Raw genomic sequence first — 21,729 nt, 5'->3', positions numbered from 1 at the left:
CCATTTGAGTCTCTCAGAAACGGACTTAATGCCCGGGACAGGAAGATAATCATGTATCTGTGATCTGAGGCAACTTTATGCTTACTTGCAGGGCTATGCTAAACCATATCAAAGGGCATGGTCCCACCGCTCACCCTGATTCTTAAGGATCTGAGAGCTTATGATGGGACTGACACTCAGGGCCAGGCATGCGCCCTTGCGCCAAGGCTCTGGGCATGCCCCGCTTGCCACAAAGGCTTTTTGAGTGCATGGTGCGCAAAGTGATGCCAACTACCGGTCAGCTATTGCTTACGGGCCAAAGCTGAGCCCCGTAGCCATGAGGCCATTTATGGCCTGACCCTTATGACCTGCTAAGACAGGCTGGTTTCCAAGAGCTTAATTTTGAGAGCCCAGTTTGTGCCTTGCAGGGCAGCACAGACCTTACTGCAGGCACTAACAGCCTGGCAAGGCTTATGCCCAGGGCACATAGCAGCTTGACATAGTGATGGATAAGAAGCGCGCCAGTGCCGTGCTAATGTATGGCGCCATCATAGTGAGAGCCTTACAAGGATATGCCTTATGGCCAGGCCAGTGCAGTGTCAGCTGGGCTCAATGCAGGCCATGGCATTGCTTCGGCATGGTTTTCAGAGCATGCAGCGCAGGCTGTGGATGCGGCGCAGGCTGTGCAAACTGCTCAGTCTGACCATGGTCGCTGGAAGTCGCATACGCGGCGTCAGCAAAAGGCGCACATTTGAAAGATAAGGACAGGGTCGCGCATCTGCGCCTGCAACTTCACAGGAAGAGGTGCAGGGCTGTGCTGTAAAGGACAGGTTCGGACCTGCCGCCTGACGGCTGCCAGGCTGACATGCTGACTGGATACAGGCCGAATTCAATGCCCCTTTGCAGTCTGGGCGTTATGGACAGGGGATGATGAGAACGGTGACCAGTTAAGGCTACGTGCTCATGGACGGCTTTGCCTGATTGGGTTGGGCTATGAGCCATGCGCCTTGTTACATGCACCTTGATGGCTATTCAGGCCGGATACAGGAGCATCAGGTCGGACCCGATGCCTGATTGCCGGGACGTTGTGCCTTGGGAACAGGGGGCCGATCGCGAGATTGTTGCTGCGCGGCGTGCAGCTGCATGGCGCGACGGCGCGGCGCTGCAGTACGCAGCTGGGCAGGGAGGGTTTGAGAGTGAAAAATGTGGGGGGTGCAGTTGGCGGGCATAATAAAGGGCACGGCAGTCATGCTGCTGTGCCCTTTATTATTTCAGGCCGGCCTCAGGCCCGGCATGAGGCCGGGACTGGTTTAAGCCGGGTCTGGATCTTATCAGGCTGGCAGGAAGGCCAGGAAGAAGGAGAGGATAGCTGAGTTGACGAAGTCAATGAACAGCGCACCTACGATAGGTACTACGAAGAAGGCCTTTGGAGACTGACCGTTAGCACCGGTGAAGGTCTCCATGTTAGCCATGGCGTTAGGGGTAGCACCCATACCGAAGCCGCAGTGACCGGTAGCGATTACGGCAGCATCGTAGTCCTTGCCCATGATACGGAAAGTAACGAAGTAGGCAAACAGAGCCATAACCACGGTCTGAACCAGCAGGATAGTTACCAGAGGTACAGCCAGTGCGGACAGTTCCCACAGGTTCATGGTCATTAAGGCAATGGCCAGGAACAGCTGCAGGGAGATGGAGCCGATTACGTTGATGGAGTGTAATGGAACGCTCTTGTGTTTGAAATCAAGGAAGTTACGGATAGCGGCAGCCACCATCATAGGACCAAGGTAGGCCGGAATGGTGATGTTCAGGGCAGAGAGGCCCAGAATGATGAAGTGACCGATACCCATGGCCACAATGATGTAGCAGGCTGCGGAGAACAGCAGAGGCTCATCAATGTTCTTCTCTTCCTTGGTGAGCTTACCCTCAACAATATCAGGGTTCTCAACTACGTGGTTGATCTGATCGTCAGAAGCTCTGAGGTGATAACGGGCCATCAGACGCTTGCCAATAGGACCGCCAATCATACAGCCGGCTACCAGACCGAAGGTGGCAGCAGCCACAGATACGGTCAGACCACCTTCAAGGCCCTTTTCCACCAGTAATGGACCGAAGGCAGCGGAGGTACCGTGACCACCGGTAAGGGAGATGGAGCCTGCAGCCAGACCCATGAAGAGGTTCTGGTCAAAGAGGTAGGAAATGGAAATACCTACAGTGTTCTGTACCAGAATCAGGCCGATGGAGGCAGCAAGGAACAGGGCTACGGCATAACCACCATGAATCAGCATCTTAAAGGATGCGGCAAAACCAATGGTGGTAAAGAAGGCCAGCATCAGGAGGCTCTTGAGCTGGGAGTCGAAAGTAAACTGGAAGGATCCAGTCACGTGGCCAATCAGAGTGAAGATGGAGAAAATGATGCCACCGATTACAGGGGCAGGGATAAAGAAGCGCTTAAGGACAGTAAAGATTTCCTTAATCCAGCGACCCAGCAGCAGCAGGACTACTGCAATTGCCAGGGTCTCCTCCATACCAAAAGTATATGTAAACATAAACGTTACCTTCTTAGCAAATTAAGGGGTAAGCTAAGCTAGACAAAACAATGCTCCCGGCCCATATCTTTCCTTTCCGGTATTAAGGGCATACGCCCCGGCCTGTGCCCTGGCAGTGCCGGGCAAAGCCCCGGTGCAGCCCTGACCTCACTGTGGTCTGCTCATGGACAAGCCCTGGCAGTTTACAAAAGTCAGAGGCTGATGCAGCCCCGGCTGCAGGCATGGGATGTTCATCAGCGTGGCCGTGGGGCCCTGATGAATATGCCATAACTGCAGACTCAGGTGTTTTCCGACATGATGCCGGACTGCTGCGGAAAAATGTGGGATCTGACCTGACTTGACCAGTCTGCCACCAGGGGGCAGACTGCTCAGCTCACAGCGCGCCTTGTGTAGCACATGCGACCGCATGTGCAAGGCACAGCCTCATGCTTCCTGCATGCAGATTCGTGCATGAAGATTCATGCATCAAGGCTCCTGCATGGGGATTCGTGCATGGGGATTCCTGCATGGGGCATCCTGCAGCTATGCATACATCCGGATGCATAACTGCTGGATGTATGCTGCATGCTGCATGGCGCCTTCTGTCCCTGACTTCAGGGCCGTCAGCCATGAGGCTGAGGTCTGCAGGTCAGGCAGGGTCGCTGGCGTCTGCTTATGTCCGCTGCACCTTAAGTGCACAGGACAGACAGTCACCGCTGCGGCTGCGTCAGTATCATCAGGGCTGGGGCATCATGCCGCCACGGTTCCTGATAATAGACCAGTCAGTATATAAACCAGCTGCCGCCGGACCAGGGGCCCGGTGGTGGCAACTCTCTTTCAGACATAGTGTCTGACAGGTCACAGGGGCCGGCCGGACAGTAAAAGTCCGGCCAGCTGTGAGACTGTGGTTTGATACTGAACTTATGGTCAGTCAGCTGATTGAGCTCAGGTGGTTTGTGAAACCTGCGCAGTAAGCGCCTTTGCAACCAAAGGGACAAAATGGTCATGGTACAAAAGGCTGCGCTGCCCGCAGAGTGAAAGACAGCTTAGTACTACGCTTTGAAATGCTTTCTGGGAGCATATTGCGTTAGAGCAATAAGTATGTTTTGCACAGTGCTCTGACAAGCCTCCCGGCTTGCAGCTCGTGAGTATATGGCTCGCGAAATGGGATCCGCGCCTTCTGCCTTTGTCTAAATCACTGGCGCCAGATATTGACAGCATGACCATGCCTTTGCCAGCCCTGACCTGCAGGCAATGCCTCAGTCATGGCGCAAAACTTCGGTCTGCTGATATTGGACAGAGCCAGGTAATATACAGACAGTTGCAGCTGCTCCGGGCCTGCCTGCCGGGAAAAGCTGGCGGGCTGCGTTGAGGCTGCAGATATGCAGAAGCGTTTACTTGCCTGTTTTCTGTTGCCCTGATGCGGCCTGATGCGCATTGCACAGCTGATTCCCCGGCCTGATTATAAGCGCAGCTGCTCAGGTAAAAGCACGGTCCGCTACCGGTCCGGCCTGTCGTGAGAGCGCTTACAGCCTTGTGCTCAGGAAGTGATTAGCATGTGTGAGGAATAAGTTTATTCCGCAGGTCAAAAAGACAAACCTGAATATGAACACGGGCGCTGTAGGGCAGAAACAAAAAACTGCCCTAATATACAGCAATAATGGCCTATATCTCAAGAAAAACCGGCTGATCGTCCGCCTTTGCTGTGGAAAACACACGCCTGTACGTTCAGGTTATCCCCCGGCAAATCCCGGCTGCCCGCATAATTTATGACACAAAAGACTGTCCACATGCACAGCCCCTGCTACCCATGAAAATCGCCCTCGAGCTCTTTTAACCCCCAAATGGTGCACTTGATGCCCCATATCAGGACCTGATACTTTCCCGCCCATAAAAATACCGCCATTAGCGCTCAATATTCTCACTTTCCGGAGCGCAGCTGCGCCCCATCCCCCACCAAAATGTCAGCCGCCCTTCAGGCCACATCCAAAATGTCAGCCGCCCCTCCTGCCCATCCAAAATACTCATCCGCCCCTTTGGCCACATCCAAAAATCTGCCCGATCAGACCACTGCGAACAAAAATCCGCATGGACAGCCTCTGCCCAGCAAAATCACGCTGAAAATCCCCACCAGAAAATCCCGTTCAACCAGCCCGCCGGCATGTCGGTCGGCCGCTCCCGAACCTGAATAAATGAGTACGCTCCTGACTGCCCAGGCAAAATACTCATAAGACGTGGCTCATCCGGCTCCATCTCCATACCAAAATACTACAGATCCGGGAACCATTCAGTCACGACATCAATGGCTGGCCAGTGCTGCTGAGCTTTAACAGGCAGCAAATGGTAAGTGAGCGCCTCAGCACCGCACCTTTTGCCCACGAAGCGAAGCGTTGGCACATGATCCATGCACTGGCCTGCAGCAAATTGAGAGCAGGAGTGCCCCCCTGTACATCCTGGTACTTACTTGTCTGCCGTGGCTGCCGTGGCGGCACTGGCCTGTGGAGTACGTTCAGGCCAGTCGACTGAACTGTTCTGTGATGTCCGTCCGCCCCAACGCCTGGAATGACTGGTTGCAGGGGCGGCTGTGTGGCAGTCATGCCTGGCAGCTCAACAGATCTGGTGACGGGCCGCTGCCCGCTGCCCCTTGCTGATGACAGAGGCAGAGCCATGGGAAATATTTGCCTGCCCAGAGAACACAAAGGACGAAACGCGGCAGCGCTTCGTCCTCTGGTAAGGGCACAGATGGGGCTGTGCGGCTTTATGAGACTGGTCATGGGGCTGCAGGCACAGCGGCGTGCAGCTGCGGCGGCCGGTCTGGCCAGGACCGGCCTGCAGGGCCGGGGGCCGGGCTGACATCTGACCGTCAGGTCAGGCGCGGTAGCGCTCGCGGGCGGTAAACTCGATGATGCGTACCTTGTCGCGTGCCTGTCTGTACAGTCCCTGCAGGAAAGACAGCTGCTCAGTGACGGCAGTTGCACCGGTAACCTGGATATACCAGAACTTTTCATTGCTGTCCCAGCGATAGCCATGACTCTTGAGATTGTCCTTACAGTCAAAAGGAGCGCCAATGGCCTCAATCTTATAGGTAGCCTCGATAGAGCTGTTATAAAGGAACTCAAAAGCCCCTGGGGTTATGTACATGAGATAGCACAGGGCAAGGCAGTCATTGCAGGCGCGGTGGGCCTCATAGAAATAGCCTGAGCTCTGTAAGAGGAATTCAAGCTTGTAGCCGCCAAAGCCCAGCTTGCTCCAGTCAATTTCTTTCTGGGTACAGGCCCATGGCATTCTTTCGAGATTGCTGAAACGACGGTCGACAAAAGGACGGTCAAAGGATGCGTTGTGAGCCACTACCAGCGGACCGTCAACAAAGTAGTTAAGTACGGTCTCATCATCAAAGCGCTGGCCCTTGACCATATCATCGCTGATACCGGTCAGACGGGTGATTTCTGGAGGGATTGGGCGCTTTGGATCCTCGTAGGCATCAAAAATTCTGTCAATGGAGAGCAGAATTTTACGGTCAAGAGAGAAGGTGCAGCGCACCATGCCCAGTTCGATTACCTTGTCGGACACGGCGTTCATACCTGTGGTCTCAGTATCGAGGAAAACTACTGACCAGGTATTTTCACCTTCGAGCTTGTCATTCAGGATGATTGGCAGCATTTCCTGAACATCTGCACGAGTGACAGGCACGCGCTCCAGCAGACGGAAGTCATTTGGATGACACTTAATATCTTCGATTCTATTAAGGGGAAAACTATCCATATCACGCTCCGTTAATTGCTCTAAACCAGTATGTAAAAAGGCCCCATAATGCCCTGACCCCACCATCCCAAAGATACCTCACAGCATGGCCTGCAGGCAGCTGTGCCTGCATACACGCAGGCAGGCAGGACTGCAGGCAGGCAACCATGCAGGCATAGCGTAAAGGCCATGGGCACTGTCGGCCGCGCTGCAGTATATGCTGTGCTGCTGCAGATGCGCATCAGCACTCTGCCCCTGCTCCAGTGGTGCTGCGCTTTACAGTGCTTCCAGTGCTGCGCATCTTCTGGCCACGCCAGGCTGTGGTGGTGGCACTTTGCCTGGGAGGCTGTATGCGGGCTGTCAGGTAAGGAGGACATAAGGACGCTTAATGAGGGCTAATTATATTGCCACAAGCAAAGCCAATGCAAAAGATTACACGGCAAAAGCGTACCGGTGGCTCATAATTGCAACCCTGATCTCCCCAATGCAGGGGCTCCTGAGCAGTTGCTACACCTTGCAACCTCAGCACTTGCAACACCTTTCAGACTGAGCACTGGAGCCACTTGCGCACATACTCCTCCGCAAGCTGCACACATGGCCTCTTTAACTTGTAAGCTGTTGTGCCCTGAAATCATGCATCCTGACAGCAAAAGCAATATGCTTCACCTGTGCATCATGCGTCTCTGCTCACCGCATACAGGCAGCCATTTTCACTGTGCTTATGCAGACTGCATCATCCTGAATTGGGGATGGGCACAGCTATGGTTATGGCACATACGCAGAAGAGAGCAGATCAGCCATATTTCAATGCAACACTCATTGCCTCGTCGCATCGTGCCGCCACAACTGGGATGATGCTCCGTGATGTATGAGCCAGGGCAATATCAGGGATGCGGCCCATTCATGTCACGGCCGTGGAGGCAGCTGTACGCAGCCACGGCTGTGTCAGGACAGCGACTGCGCACCATAAATGGTCATGCTGGGGGCATTCACAGCTGTGTCGGGCCGGTGATGGTGCTTTCTGATAGCCCTTAATGGTGGGCTGTCATGGCAGGGCTGTTGCTCCGTCATGGCGGGGCCTTTGATGAACCTGGCCTGTTTGTGGCTGATCCCTGCAGCATCAGAGGCAGCAGGGCTCAGATAATGGCCTGTCCGGGGTAGCCGGGATGCAGGTCGTGCCGGCTCTGTCAGCCGGCTGTTTTGACCGGGGCCGGGTTGCCCTCGGCCGGTACCAGGTACATCAGGCAGCGCTTGCAGTTGGTGACAATATTGAAACGGTGCTTGCCAATGAGCAGATAGTAGCCCACGGTAGAGCCGCCATCGTCGTGGCATACAGCATGATTTTTAATCAGGCAGTTGCGGCAGGTCATGACGGCCTTTTCAATAATTGGCTTAGGAGGCTCCAGTCGTCCGCCCATGTGCTGCATGTAGAAGGCACGGGAACGCTCATTGAATACCAGACGGCTGTCAATGCCGCCCATGAAATCAAGCTCGTTGTCATATTCAGCGGCTGGTGCGCCCTCAGCGCCTGCTGCAGCGGCAGCTGCAGCATCGGCTGCGTCAGCTGCGACATTTGCCGGGCCGGAGGTGACGGCAGCAGCAATGAGGTCGGCGCTGTCAGGGTCGCAGACCGGGGCGGCGGCAAAGCCGCTGGCATTGAGGCCTGGGAAGATGTAGCAGTCAGTGGTGCCGCCCATATAGGCAAGATTGCGCTCACGACACTGCTCACGGGTAAGCTGAGCTGTGCTCAGATAATCCTGCAGGGCTGCGCGGCGCAGGCTGTTAAAGGCCGACAGCGGCATCAGCAGCTTTTCAGGCTCACTTATATCAAGCTTGATGGCGCTTTCAGCCAGGCTGACATTATCGTCACCCAGCTTAACCATTTTGGAAAGCATCACCTCTGGCTTAAGTGGGTTAAGACCACCAAGATCAAAGTCAGGATTTTCAGCCATAAGAGAGGCATGCACCTCACTTATTGAGACTGCAGCGCTGCCGCTGCGGCCCAGCTCGTCAGCAAAGCTGATAACAACATTATTGCCATCAAAGGCAATGCCGGCCTGCAGAGGCATGCGACGCACCAGTGCCTTTGGCATGTTGATATTTCTGATAAACACAGCATCAACATTACGGTGCAGGGCACAGCCCACGCTCATGCCCTCAATGGCTGAGAGCAGATGCAGACGTACAGTCTGGCCCGGCTGCACAGCAATGCTGCCGGCCGGAGCCGCTGCACCCGCAGTGGCGCTGCTGGTGGCGGCTGCAACCTGGGCGGTCTCGCCCTTGCGTACCCCTTTGACCTCGGTCCATCCGCTCTTTGCAGCTTTGGCGCCTTTGCCTCCGCTGGTTCCGTTGCGCCCGCCTGAGGCTGATTTACCGGATGCGTTTCTGCCTGTGCTGGCATCGTCAATAAGGGTTACTCTGTTGACTCTGAAGCCGGTGAGCTCACCTGTGGCATCAAAGAAAGTATAGCTGTCACCATTGGATACCATGGTGGCGCGCTCCATGCGCATGTCGATCCATGCACCGCCACCGCTGGCGCTGCCGCCGCCGGTGCTGGCACCGCCTGCGCCATGGGCTGAGCCATTGCGGCCATTATGGCCGCGCTGGGCTGTGCCTCTGTTCCCTGAGGCTCTTCTGTCTGAGCCTGGCAGCTGGGTGCTGCTCAGGGCTGTGACCTTGCCCATAAGCTCTCCAAGACTTTTTGGAGAGGAGGTATTGGTCATATTGGCATTGTCACCATGAAGCCATGCTGAGGTAAAGCCACGGTTAAAGGTCTTGGAGACATCAGGGATAAAGCCACGGCTGACCACGCCTGAGGAAGAGCGCTCATAGCGACCATTGGAGGCGGCGATGATTTTGTCCAGACGCTCGCGGAAAGCTGCTACCTGATTGACCACATAATCACGGTCCTTGAGGCGGCCCTCAATCTTGAAAGATGAAGCACCGGCCTCTACCAGATCCTCAAGCTCATGCAGACGTAAATTGTCCTTCATTGAGAGCAGGTGACCTGAGGCAATCTTTTCATCAGGGGCTTCAGGATTTTTGCGATCGTGATGGAACATGTCCATAGGAAGACGGCAAATCTGAGCGCAGGAACCACGGTTGGCCGAGCGGTCTGTCATGGTCTCTGAGATATAGCAGATACCTGAGACGCTTACGCACAGGGCACCGGAGACAAAGACCTCAAAGCGGATCTCAGGATAAGTCTGGCAGAAAGAACGAATCTCATCGAGGCTGAACTCACGAGGGACCACAATCTGGCCAAAGCCCAGCTTCTTGCAGAAAGCCACCTTATCGAGCGTGTCGATATTCATCTGAGTACTGGCATGGATTTCAAGGCCACGGGCGGCCTCCATGGTCAGAACAGCCGGATCCTGAACAATAATGCCGTCAATACCGGCTTTACGGCCGTCAGCTATGAGCTGCTCGACACCCTCGAGCTCATGATCGTAGAGCAGGGTATTAACAGTCATGTACACATGCGCGCCGAAACGGTGAGCAAAGGCGCACAGGGCTGTAATATCCTCAATGCTGTTACCGGCTGCCGAGCGGGCACCAAAAGATGGACCGCCAATATAGACGGCATCGGCACCTGCCATAATGGCAGCAGTTCCAACCTCCAGATTTCTGGCAGGAGACAGCAGTTCCAGCTTACGTGGCATCATCAATGAGTCCTCAGCAAATTATTTCCTCAGTGCGCTCCACCCCGCCCATGCAACAGCATGGTTGCCTTTCTGTGTGACAGGCAGTGGTCTCATGGCAGCTCGGCATGCATGGCATCCCGGGCAGGCCGGCATCCACGGCATGCCCGGCATCTATGGCAGGACGGCTGGCAGGCATGGAATGCACCCAATGCCTTATAACAGCATGGTCCTGCCGTTTTAACAGCAGGGCTTACTGTCCATGGTCGGGCAGCGCTGGGGCATTGTATCAGCTTGCAGCGCCGCTAAATCAGCTTTTATCCCACTTGCGCGATCTTATCAATATGTTCAGCTCGATGAGCGGAAATGACTGAGCGCATGCCAGGGGAGTAACAGCCTGCCCTCGGGCTTGTGCGCATGCCATGGGGTAACAGCCTGCCATCAGGCCTGGGCCCATGCCATGGGGTAACAGCCTGCCCTCGGGCCTGCGCACAAGCACTGACAATATCGGGGATCTTATATTTGCTTTTATTGATGTGTTGTATCTATGCAAATAGGCGCACAGCAGGCAAAAAAAGACCCGCATGACGCAGGCACTGCCAGAGGCAGCACATGAACCATGCGGGTCCTGGTAAGGAAATCGTATGCAGGCCGGCCTTCTGCAGCCAGTCCTGTGGTCCTGCGGTACTGAGCCATGGGCTGCTGCACTGCAGCCCCGGCTCTGTGGACTTATCAGTAGTCGTAGCGGGCGTTGGCCTCTACTGCCAGATCATCAGAGGTGTCTGAGGTCTTGTAGGTGACGGCGGCGCCGGCAGCAAAGCCGCCATTGCGTACGCTGACACCGGCCTTAACACCGGCGGTAACATCGTCCACTACCTGAGTGCTCAGGTTGGTGGTCATGTTCTTCACACCTTCCCACTTGACTTCGCTGCTGGTGTTCTTGTCACCGGCATTGGCAGTTACAGTCAGGTCAAGAGATGGCTTGATGTTCCAGGTGCCCTGCTTGATGTTGCGGGATACGCTCACACCAACTGGTACGGAGATCAGGTTCTGAGTATCGCCTGAAATCTTTGCAGTCTGGTTGCTGCTTACAGCAACTTCGTGGTCTGAGGTCTCCAGACGGGTGAAACGTACACCGGCATGAGGAGTGATGTCCACTGAGCCTGCCTTGATAGCGTAGCTGGCGGTCAGACCGGCAGACAGGGCCTCACTGTCAACAGATGCTTTGGCAGCGCCAAGAGCAGTCTGAGCAGTCAGATCGTTGTCAGCCTTGGTGTAGGAAACATCACCGGCAATAGTAACCGGACCGTGTTCACTGCGGGCGTAGACAGCGCCACCGAAGTACTTGGCTTCGTTGCTTACACCAGCTGCCATGCCGTTGGAGGTGACATCGGCCTTACCTGCAGAAACAGCTGCACCAACCTCAACATTGCTGGAGACGCGGAAGCCTGCACCTGCAGTAATACCGTTGAGCTCAACCTCGTTGCCATAGTCCATACCGTCAGCGCTCAGACCGGAATTATCGATCTTGCGATAGGTAGGAGCTACCCAGACACCGCCATTGCTCTGAGTTGAAGTCAGACCACCCTTGTCAGAATCGCTGGCCACAATCTCAGGGTTAGTTGCGGCATCGATACCGGAGCGGGCTGCGACAGCATCAGCCAGACTGTCAGAGGCGGCCAGCGCGGTGCGGGCTGCACCACCAAGGCTGGCGATACGTACAGTAGCTTCAGCATCACTACCGTCGTTAGTAGCAGTCAGGACGTGGTTGAGCAGACCGTTATCGGCGGCATGGTAAGCGCTGTAAGAACCGTCGTCATTCTTGACGGCCACATACTTGCCGGCAGCCAGTACCTTGCCATTTTCATCAGTAAACTGATTCTTGCTGGCATCGTAAGAAACGTTCTGAGCCAGGTCACCATGCACATTCTGACGATCGGCATTGTCTGCAAAGCCACCGTAGGTAGCCAGAGCATCACGTACCGGCTGGGAGATCTGGTTATAGCTCTTGGCAGCAACCTCACGGTTAACTGTGAGCTGAACGTCGCCTACCTGACCTGGAGCAATGCCGTCAGCTGCTGTAAACAGGCCGTTGACAGACTCGAGCTTGAGATTCTTGTTGTTCTCGGTAACCAGCTCAACCTTGCCGTCTGCATCCTTGAACAGGTTCACAGGAGCAGATGGATTGTATGAAGTACCTGCAATCAGAATCTTGGCGTCCTCACGGGCGTAGATGCTGGCGTCCTTCTTATTGAAGGTGATTGCAGCGGTATTCTTGTCAGTTACGGCATTGTTATGCAGAGCCAGTGCAGAGTTCCTGTCGAGGTAAATGTCATTACCGTCAACATTGCCTCTGTAGGTTGAGTCAGCATTCTTGTAATCAGCATAGCTGCGGCCGGCATCAACAACTATCTTGCCGCCCTGAGCTACTGTTACAGGCTTTGCTACATAAGCAATAGCACCGGTGGCATTCTTGTTGTTCGCTGGATCCTGCAGAGCGCCATCCTTGAAGTATGGAGCAAATGCAGTCTGTACTTCCTTAACAGCGCCATCCAGATCGGTGGCACTGGTACCAATGGCCACTACAGAGTTCTTCAGAGCAGTTACGGTACCGTTAATCTCACCTGCTGTATTGGCAGCTGTCGGAGCCTTGGAACCAACAGTGTTCATGGCCACGATGGTTGCCTGCTCGGTGTACTCAGGGTCAGCAACCAGACTGCCGCCATTGAGATTACCGTGCTTGGCAAAGAGGGTAGCACTGCCGCCCTTGCCATCTGAGCCAACACGGACTTCAACTCCGTTGGCCAGACGAAGCTCGTCAGCACTGGTCTTGCCTTTGGCAAAGTGACCGCCTCTGGTGAACTCAACAGTACCAAACTCATTGTCACCGTTAAGTGTGGTCTGGTTGGCAAATACAGTCTTGCCCTTGACCTTGAGGTTGCCATTGAAATCGGTCTGACCGATACCACTGTCATTACCAATTTCCAGGGCCTCAGCCTCGATGGTACCGGCAGGAGGATTTGCAGCAGCAAAGAGTGCTGCACCCTGTGCAGGGTCATTGATCAGCTTGTCAGCCTGGAGGGTACCCTTAACCTTGAGGTTACCAAAGGCAGATACTGCATCAACATCGAGGACATCTCCGCCTACCTCAAGGGTTGCGCCCTGAGCAACAGCCAGCTTGTCGCCGCCGTCGATGTTCTCACCAACCTTGGCCGTACCTTCGATGACTACGTTCTTAACATCGTCAATGCCCTTGGCAACATTGATGGTGCTGCCACTGTTGACAGTAAGAGAATCACCTCTGGTGACACCGCCGGAAACGTTAATGGCGCTTCCGTTCTGGGCCAGAATGCTGTCGAAGTTATAAACATCACCACCAACAGTCAGCTTGGATTTATCAAGGGAAATGTCCTGTACTCTGCGGGCATCACCCTTAATCTCAATGGTGCTTCCGTCAGTTGCGATCAGCTTATCGGTGTTACGGACATTCTTAGCAATGGTGGCTTTTGAACCTGCCAGTGCAAGTTCCTTAACACCAGTCATGGCGTTGGCAGTAGTCAGAGTTCCGCTTCCGGTAACAGTGAGCTTGTTTACATTCTTGAAGCCACCATCTGCAGTGATACTACCGCCGGAGACTGCCATTTCCTTAACATTGTCAAATGCGGCCTTACCTGTAATGGTGCTGTTTGCAGCAACAAACTTGTCGACATTGCTGATCTCACCACCGAAGCTGCCGCTGGCGCTGTTAAATACAACTTCATCAGCGCGCTTGATGCCGCCATTGGCTGCAAGGGTGCCACCTGATTGAACAGTAATCTTGTCAGAATTGGTGATAGCGCCAGTTACACTGACATTAGCCTTGGACAGGCCAATTTCCTTAATCTGATCAAGGCCGCCATTGACAGTGAGCTTACTGTTGCCTACTGCAAGCAACTCATTGGCATTGGTAATAGAACCGCTGACAGTACCGCTGGAGGCATCCATGGCAATCTGCTTGACGTAATCAATATTGCCATTGACGCTCAGCTGAGTGCCGTTGACGAGAGTAAGCTTATCGCCATTATCGATTGCGCCACCAACAGTAGCCTTGGTATTGGACAGACCAATATCCTTAACGCCGGACATGCCGCCAGAAGTCTTAAGAGTACTGTCGAGAGCAGCCAGCTTATCGCCGCGATTGATAGCTCCGCCGATATCTGCATTTGAGCCGTAGATTTCAAACTTTTCAACTCGGTCAAGGCCACCACCAGTAGTGGTCAGCTTGCTGTTACCTGCAAGCAGAACATTCTTGGAGTCAGTAATGGAACCGCCAATGTTTGCCTTGGAGCCGGCCATCAGAACTTCCTTGACATCATCAAGTCCGCCCTGAGTATTAAGGGTAGTGTTGCCGGTTAAAGCAAGGCTGTCGGAGTCAACAATACCGCCACTGACATTGGCTGTGGAGTTATGAACGGTGATCTTGTCAACCTTGTTCATACCACCATTGGCAGTCAGAGTGCTGTCAATCATGCCAAAGTTGGTGGTATCGTTGATAGCACCACCTACAGTGGCTGTAGAGCCAGCCATGGTGATGTCCTTGATGCGATCAAAGCCACCAGTTGAGCTGAGCTCAGAGCCATTAACCATGGTCAGGGAATTTGAGTTGCTGACACCACCGCCAAGTGTTGCCTTGGAATCAGCAAGGATAATTTCCTTAATGTTTTCCAGAGCACCTGAAGCCTGAAGGTCACTCTTGGCTACCAGCTGCAGTTTGTCGCCATTCTTAATGCCACCGCCGTTGAACTTGAGCTCAGAGCTGTGAGCAATAATCTGCTTGACGTTTTCAAGACCGCCATTGGCAGTAAGAGTACTGCCTGCTGCACCAATGGTATTGGTACCTGTAATGTTACCAGTAATGGTTACGTCACCGGATGCAAGAGCAATATCCTTAACATTCTCAAGCTTGCCACCAACATTAAGCTTATCGGTTACCTCAAGCTTATCAATGTTAGTCAGATTATTAGTGACCTCTGTCTGGGCATTTACAGCTACGTTGGCAATGTTGTCGATGCCATCAGAGAACTTGGTCTGTGCCTCGATGAATACATTGGTGTAATCACCCTTACCAAGGCCCTGAATCTTGTTGACCTCGGTTAATACCTTGCCATCACCACCGATAACGAGATTAGTCTTGTCGCTCTCCTTGCCTGCCTTGAGGTAGAGGTCCTTAAGCTTGCCACCGTTGTTAAATTCAAAGGAGGCACCGGAGTCCAGAGTGGCGTCGATCAGAGCGTCATTTCTGGTGGTATCAACAAGGAACTTGCCGCCGTTGCCATCAGCCTTATTAACAGAGCCGTTACCAAGCAGTAACTCATCGCCGTCAACGCGCATGGAGCCGACGTGAGCTACAACCTTTTCGCCGTCACGGATGTTAACCAGTCGACGGCCAATCAGATTGTCAGACTTGATACCGTCAAGACCGTTTTCAGCGATAAATACCTTGAGCTTCTGCCAGTCAATATCGCCGTTAGGCAGGATTACGTCCTCGATCTTGTCAATTAAGGCGCCGCCGATATCGATATTGCCATCAGGTACCTGATCAGGGTTCTTGAGGAACTCTTCCTTTAACTTCTTGATGTCATCCTTAGTCAGGACGGTCTTGTCGTCGAAGTTAAATCTGATGGTAGCACCATCGGTCAGAGAAATGTTGTTGAGATACTTGTTCTTAGGATCGATCTCACCACCGTCCCAGCCCTCAGGATGCTCGTTACCATTGTTGCCATGGATATCGTGATTGAACTCAAGATCTCGCAGAGCTTCAATACCAAGCTCAAGCTTGGCAGTAGCGCCGCTGATATTGATATCACCACCGGTAGTGGTAAAGCCATACTGGAGCTTGTCACCTGTTGAAGTGCCAATAGGGGCCTTACCTGCAGTCATCTTGCTGTTGAGAATGTTCAGAGTGCCATCTGACATCTCAAAGTTCTTGACTGTGAGCTCGCCTGAAGAAACTGAGCCGTCAACATTGGTAATGGTGCCGATATTTACCTCACCACCAGCCATATTGAGGCTGTTGGCAATCATGCTGCCAGAGGTATTGAGCTTACCAGCAGTAATGTTGGCATCATCAGCGTTGAGCATGCCGGTTACGGACATGCTGCCACCATTGATGTTCAGAGGACCAACATTGGCTGTTCCAGTAACATTTAAAGAACCGCTGGTTACATCAAGCTGCTTGGTAATCAGACCATTGCCTGCACTGACTGCAGCTCCATTAACCTGCATGTTACCTGCAGTAATAGCGCTTCCGGCGGTGATGCTGCCACTGTTGAGTACGGCATCACCAAGGATATCCAGTCTGTTGGTAATTGTGGTCTTGCCGCCATTGGTAGTCATATTGCCACCGAGACTGGCGTTGCCTCCAACAGTCAGGTCACCACTTTCAATATCAGCATTACCTGCCAGCAACAGATCGCCACTGGCACTGACGGTACCGCCCTTCATGAGCAGGTTATCAGAGGTAATATTGCCCTTGGTTGTAAGAGTACCGGCCTCAGTACGCAGAGTATCACCAACAGCCAGGCTGCCACCAAAGTCGACCTTACCTCCCTCAAGTGAGAATCGGCCTCCTACAGTACCGGCACCACTGACATTTACAGTTGAGTTGCCCTCAACAATCATGCTGCGATCACCGGACAGATTGCCTGCTACATCGAGTTTGGAATCGTAAACATCGATATAACCTGTAGAGGTCAGGTCATTCTTGGCAGTTACAGTTGAGCCGTCGATAAAGATATCGTCAGAGGTAAGCTTACCACCGGCAATAACAGTACCACTGTTGCTGACATCAAGCTCACCTGTAGTAGTAAAGTCGCCAGAGCTGGTAATGCTGCCACCGTTCATGACGACATTGCCGCCAGTGAACTTGCCATCAGCAGTTACTGTACCGTTATTCAGATCAGCATTGTTTAAGGTAATGTCATTCTTGGCAGTAAGAGTTCCGCCGGACATGTCGAAATTGTTGGCGGTAAAGCTGCTGCCTGCAGTGACAGTTGCGCCCTCAAGGTCGGTATTACCTACAGTCATGTCACCGCTGCTGGAGAGCTTGCCACCAGCCATCTCGAGAATATCGCCGGAGAAGGCGCCGCCTGCACTAACAGTACCACTGGTAATGCTGATGTCTTCGCCTGCAAAGTCGCCAGAGGCAGTAAGATTGCCTCCTGACATGGTCAGATCGCCACCGCTGTACTTCTGATGAGCAACGAGGTTACCGCCACTCATGGTGACATTACCAAGCTCTACATTGCCTTTACCTTCAAGTCTGCCGCCGGTCATGTCGACGTTGCCGCCAGTTACAGGACCACCTGCTCCTATAGTGCCATCATTAATTTTTACATTGCCAAAGTTAAAGGCACCATCGACCTGCAGATTGCCTTTCTTTGCTGCAGTGACGCGGCCCTTGAGTGCATTAAAGTCGCCCTTAACTTTAACTATGACGTTTTCAACAGTAGCGTCATTTCCAACATTGACATTCTTGCCAACGGTGAGAGCACCGCCGGTAACGGTCATGTCTTTGCCGACAGTCAGATTCTGCTTTATGTCAGTCTTGCCATTGCTCATGGCAAAGTCACCAGAGACATTGGCGTCGCGGGTAATGTTTGCAGTGCCGCTGGTCATTGTGTAATCACCGGCAGTAAGGTCTCTGTTGACAATGATGTTACCGCCAGAAATCTTAAGCTCTTCTCCGACACTTACGTCGCTGCCGCCACCAATAGAGCCGCTGCTGATTGTGTACTTGCCATCAACATTAATGATGCCAGCACTTACAACACCGCCAGACTGCACAACATCTCCATGGCCAGTCAGAGTACCTCTGGCAGTTACTGCGCCGCCGGACACGACAATATCACCACTGACATTCATGTCCCTGGTTGCCTCTACGGAGCCGCCTGCTATGTAAAGTCTGTCATCTACATTGACATTGTTGACTGCACTCAGACGTGAGCGAAGAACTTCAAGCTCGTGGGCATTGATATCATTGCCTGCTGTGATATTTGGACCGAATACTCCATTAGGGGCACTGGTAGCCTTGAAAGTACCGCCTACAGTGATATCGTGACCAGCATTGAGAACACCTCGTGTGACATCTACTCCGCCATTCAGGACTATATCGTTTCCTGCCTGGAGCGTAGTATCTTCAACGACATTTGCCTTGTCGCCAGATGCAATGAAATCCTTTTGAGTGGTAACAGTGGCCTTCTTAAGAGAAGCGTGCTTGCCTGTTATGGACTCGGTGCTTTCAATATCACCGCCATTCATGACCATCTCATCAAAGTTCATCACACCCTTTGAATCAATGGTGCCGCCATTCATGGCGAGCTTGTCAAAATTAAGCGAGCCATGCTCATGTACATCAATCCTGGAACCGTCAGCAAGAGTTACAGTGCCGGCATCGAGTACAGGGGCTCCAGTCTGGCCATATTCAGGCGCAGCAGTGTGGTCAGCCTCCATTGGGGAGCCGACTTCAATCACAGCATTCTTGCTGGCATCAATATCCTGGGCAGTCCAGTAGCCATACTTGACCTTAAGGGCAGCCTTTTGCTTGGCATCGAGGCCATCCAGATTAAGGTTCATATCAAGATGACCAGTATCAGCTGAATGCGATGCAAGCTCACCAGCTGCACCGCCCGAGGTCAGACGGCCAAACTGGTCTGTCTTGCGATCTGCAAAACCAAGCTGTACCTCTGCTTCATGGCCAACCTTGATATTTTCAACCTGGTTCTTTGAGTTAAGCTCTTTACCGACAACGAGCTTGCCACTCTTCAGATCGAGCTCACCTTTTCCATAAGTGGCACTGTCAATGGTCATGCCCTCTCTGGCAATGAGGGTATTACCCTTGCCAAAATCAATGGCATCAGCCTTAAGACGCATGTTTTTGGCATCAACAGTATTGCCGCTGCCTGAAATGCCAATGTTGTCAGTCTTTACTTTAGAAGAGTCAGAAACCTTCTGGAATCTGCCAAAGTCAAAGGCCTGCTTGATACCATTCTTCTTACCGCCATCAAGATCACCCTCGATGACCATGCTGGCATTACCGCCGAGGAAGACTGCTGCTCCTGAATTAGTTCTCTTGCTCTTATCACTGGTATTCAGGATCTGAGCAGCACCATCGCCGTTTAATTTCAGCGCACCATCCTTAATATCAAAAGTGGTCTTATGCTTATTGCTTGCACCTATAGCGATAGTACCAGTAGACAGGTCAAGTGTAGCCTTGCTGTTGTAGTCAATCTTGCCGCCACTGTTGTCAGTCTGAATTTCCTGTACGCCATTGCCGTGTACCCTGATAACAGTGTCTTTCTGATTCTGAAGAGCTATACCCTCTTTGATCTTGAAAGTAGCATCTACACCTTTGGCGTCAGGATTGGCCTGAGCTCCACCAACCTCGATATCACCGCCTGACAGATTGAGATATCCCTTATGATGGACATCACCTGCAGAGACATGAATCTTTCCGCCGCTTTCAACCTTTAAGTTGTTTTCAAAAGAAGTTGAACCTGCCTCAGTAATCTTTTTCAGATCCTGACCATATGGATTCTCTACCTGATTAGTGTTAACAAACTCCAGCTCATTCTTCAGATTGAAGGTCTTATCGCCAACAGTAGTAAGAGTGACATTCTTAACTGTGGCTTTCTTGAAGTTGTAGTCGACATTATCCTTGCCGACCTCTTTCAACTCCAGGTTGTCAGCCTTTAGATTAAGATTTTCTCCAAGGTCCCAGCCAGCTGTTGCTTTTTCGCCGGTTACAAGGGCCTTATCTACCTTCATCTTGTCAGCAGAAATAGTTGCGCCTTCATGAACCTGGATCTGGCCCATGAAGCGCTTGTCATTAAACTTGAAATTGTTCAGGTGAACAGCTGAGCCGTTCTGAGTTCTCAGATTAAGCTCGCCATCGTTCTTTATCTCAATAGTGCCGTTGTGATTGTTTGAGGCCTTAGGAGCATTTACGAAGTCATTAACCTGACCCCAGTATGCCTTTAACTTGGCTTTCTGGTCATCTCCATCACCAATTGTAAGCAGTGCATTCTGCTTGTGCTGGTTGGTTATCTTTGCACCCTGACCAAGCTCAAGAGTACCGTTTTTAAGATGGACCTTGCCTGCATCAGCCTGAGCCTTTGCACCCTCAATCTCAAGGTTACCGGAGTTGATCTTCAGATGGGTATCAGAGCCCTGAAGAGTAGGGGCAGCCTTGTCAAAATCAAATACAGCAGTACGACCACCACCTACCTTAATAGTAGTGTTGTCCAGAGTGCCAGTTGCCTTAATAGTACCGTTATTATTAAAGCCAGCTGCCGGGTTATCGTTATGCTCAGCAAAAGAAATGGTACCGCCAGTGCCCTTAATATTGCCCTGAAGCACGACGTTTTCGGCATTCTTGCCATTCATGATAATGGTGCCACCATTCAGATTGATTTCTGATGCACCATCCTTATGAGTATGGTCACGACCAAAAGCTGTTAATGAGCCATGTGCATTTTCGGTTTCTGCAATGTGAACAGTACCACCAGAGCCAATATTGATGGTATCAGCACTTACCTGAACACTGTTGCCTGAGTGGTAGCCTGAACGTATACGCAGCTCACCCTGATCGACATCAATTTTGCCGATGTCCATCTTGAACTCGTAACCGCCCTCTGGCTCACCAAGGGCCATAACCGCATCACTGCCGCTAATTTTAAGTGATCCATCGCCTGTAATACCGGAGCCCTGACCAAAGCCACGAATCTTATACGGGTCGGAGCTGTTGCCATGGGTAACAGTCAGATTGCCCTTCCAGTTGAGCTGTTTGTTGACTTTAAAATCTTTGGATGTACCGCCGGTTGAGCCGTCAAGAGTGTAGTCTCCACCATTCTGCAGCTGATCAATATTATTCAGTGGGGTTGCAGCATCGGCGGTGGAGGAGTAGACGCTGGCCAGCGCTGCCGTGCTGAGAATAGCGGTAGAAGCCAGACCTTTGAGATAGGCGTCCTTCAGTACAGCACGGTACTGTGCTGACAGAAATGTGATGGTGGAATTTGTTTGCTTCATAACTAGCTCTCTACACGACAACCTGTCAGGATAACCGGATCCGGTCACAGAGGGCCGGGCAACTGGCCTTGCTGTGGAGTTCCGGTCCGAGGCAGATATCGGATACAGGGTTAAAAAAAATGGAAATCGGGACTCTGGTTCGATTATGGGCAGGCGGCTTTGTCGGCTGGCGGGGAGACAGTGAAGGTGTGCCTCGAGCTCATGTGCTGTGGTGTTACATGAGTATGTGGCGCTAACCCTTGCTGTCGGGGAAATCCTTATGGTTCTTCCCTGCTCTCTCCTGAGCAGTACTGCACATATTTAATCTGGACAGACAGTCTGGCGACTGTATGGAGATTGTGAATCAGAGTTGTTAAGTCTGCTGTCTTTGTCAGGACAGCGCGGTTTTGTCTGTTTGTTCGTTCAGTTAAGGCTTCAATGCCCCGGACTGAGCAAAACCTGGCTCAGACCAGGTAATGTCCTATTATCGGCAGCATTACGCAAAATTTGACCTTAAATGCTCAAAGTGTGAGCCGTGGCTGACTGCAGCAATGGCCTTGCACATCAGCTGTCAATGTATCTTCTCTCATATCTATGTTGACGTATTTTACTTTTGGGGCAAGATACGCCTTATGTCTGTAATGCGATCAGCCTGTTTATCGGATTGATACCAGCAACAGGCATCCCCGGCCGGACACTGATGCCCGGGCCGGGATTCTCTTCTCTCTTCTCTTAATTCTATCTGTTTTTTTTCAATGCACCAATGGTGATCAGTTTGATCTACGCCTTTACCCGAAAGC

4 protein-coding genes are annotated in these 21,729 nt (G+C 52.4%); all 4 read right to left on the bottom strand.

The annotated features are described in order from the left end of the window. Positions 1-1,310: 1,310 nt before the first annotated feature. The 4 genes from gltS to MXE39_RS06195 all read right to left on the bottom strand — a co-directional run bounded on the left by gltS (position 1,311) and on the right by MXE39_RS06195 (position 20,950). On the bottom strand, positions 1,311-2,525 hold the full coding sequence (gltS, locus tag MXE39_RS06210) for a sodium/glutamate symporter (RefSeq protein ID WP_246977600.1): 1,215 nt from the start codon (positions 2,523-2,525) through the stop codon (positions 1,311-1,313). Between the two features lie 2,847 nt (positions 2,526-5,372). Continuing rightward, positions 5,373-6,266: a 3'-5' exonuclease gene (locus tag MXE39_RS06205; protein WP_246977601.1), complete on the bottom strand. Its 894-nt coding sequence runs from the start codon at positions 6,264-6,266 to the stop codon at positions 5,373-5,375. Positions 6,267-7,432: 1,166 nt separating this feature from the next. After that, positions 7,433-9,910 carry a U32 family peptidase gene (locus MXE39_RS06200; protein WP_246977602.1) on the bottom strand — a complete coding sequence of 826 codons (2,478 nt, stop codon included), beginning with the start codon at positions 9,908-9,910 and terminating at the stop codon, positions 7,433-7,435. A 708-nt stretch (positions 9,911-10,618) separates the two neighbouring features. Continuing rightward, a complete protein-coding gene (locus tag MXE39_RS06195; protein WP_246977603.1) occupies positions 10,619-20,950 on the bottom strand; it encodes a hypothetical protein in 10,332 nt (3,443 codons plus the stop codon). Between the last annotated feature and the right edge of the window lie 779 nt (positions 20,951-21,729).

The organism is Anaerobiospirillum sp. NML120511 (assembly GCF_023050955.1).
Classification (GTDB): domain Bacteria; phylum Pseudomonadota; class Gammaproteobacteria; order Enterobacterales; family Succinivibrionaceae; genus Anaerobiospirillum.
The sequence above is the reverse complement of the archived record's forward strand: the minus strand, read 5'-3'. Positions and strand labels throughout refer to the sequence as shown.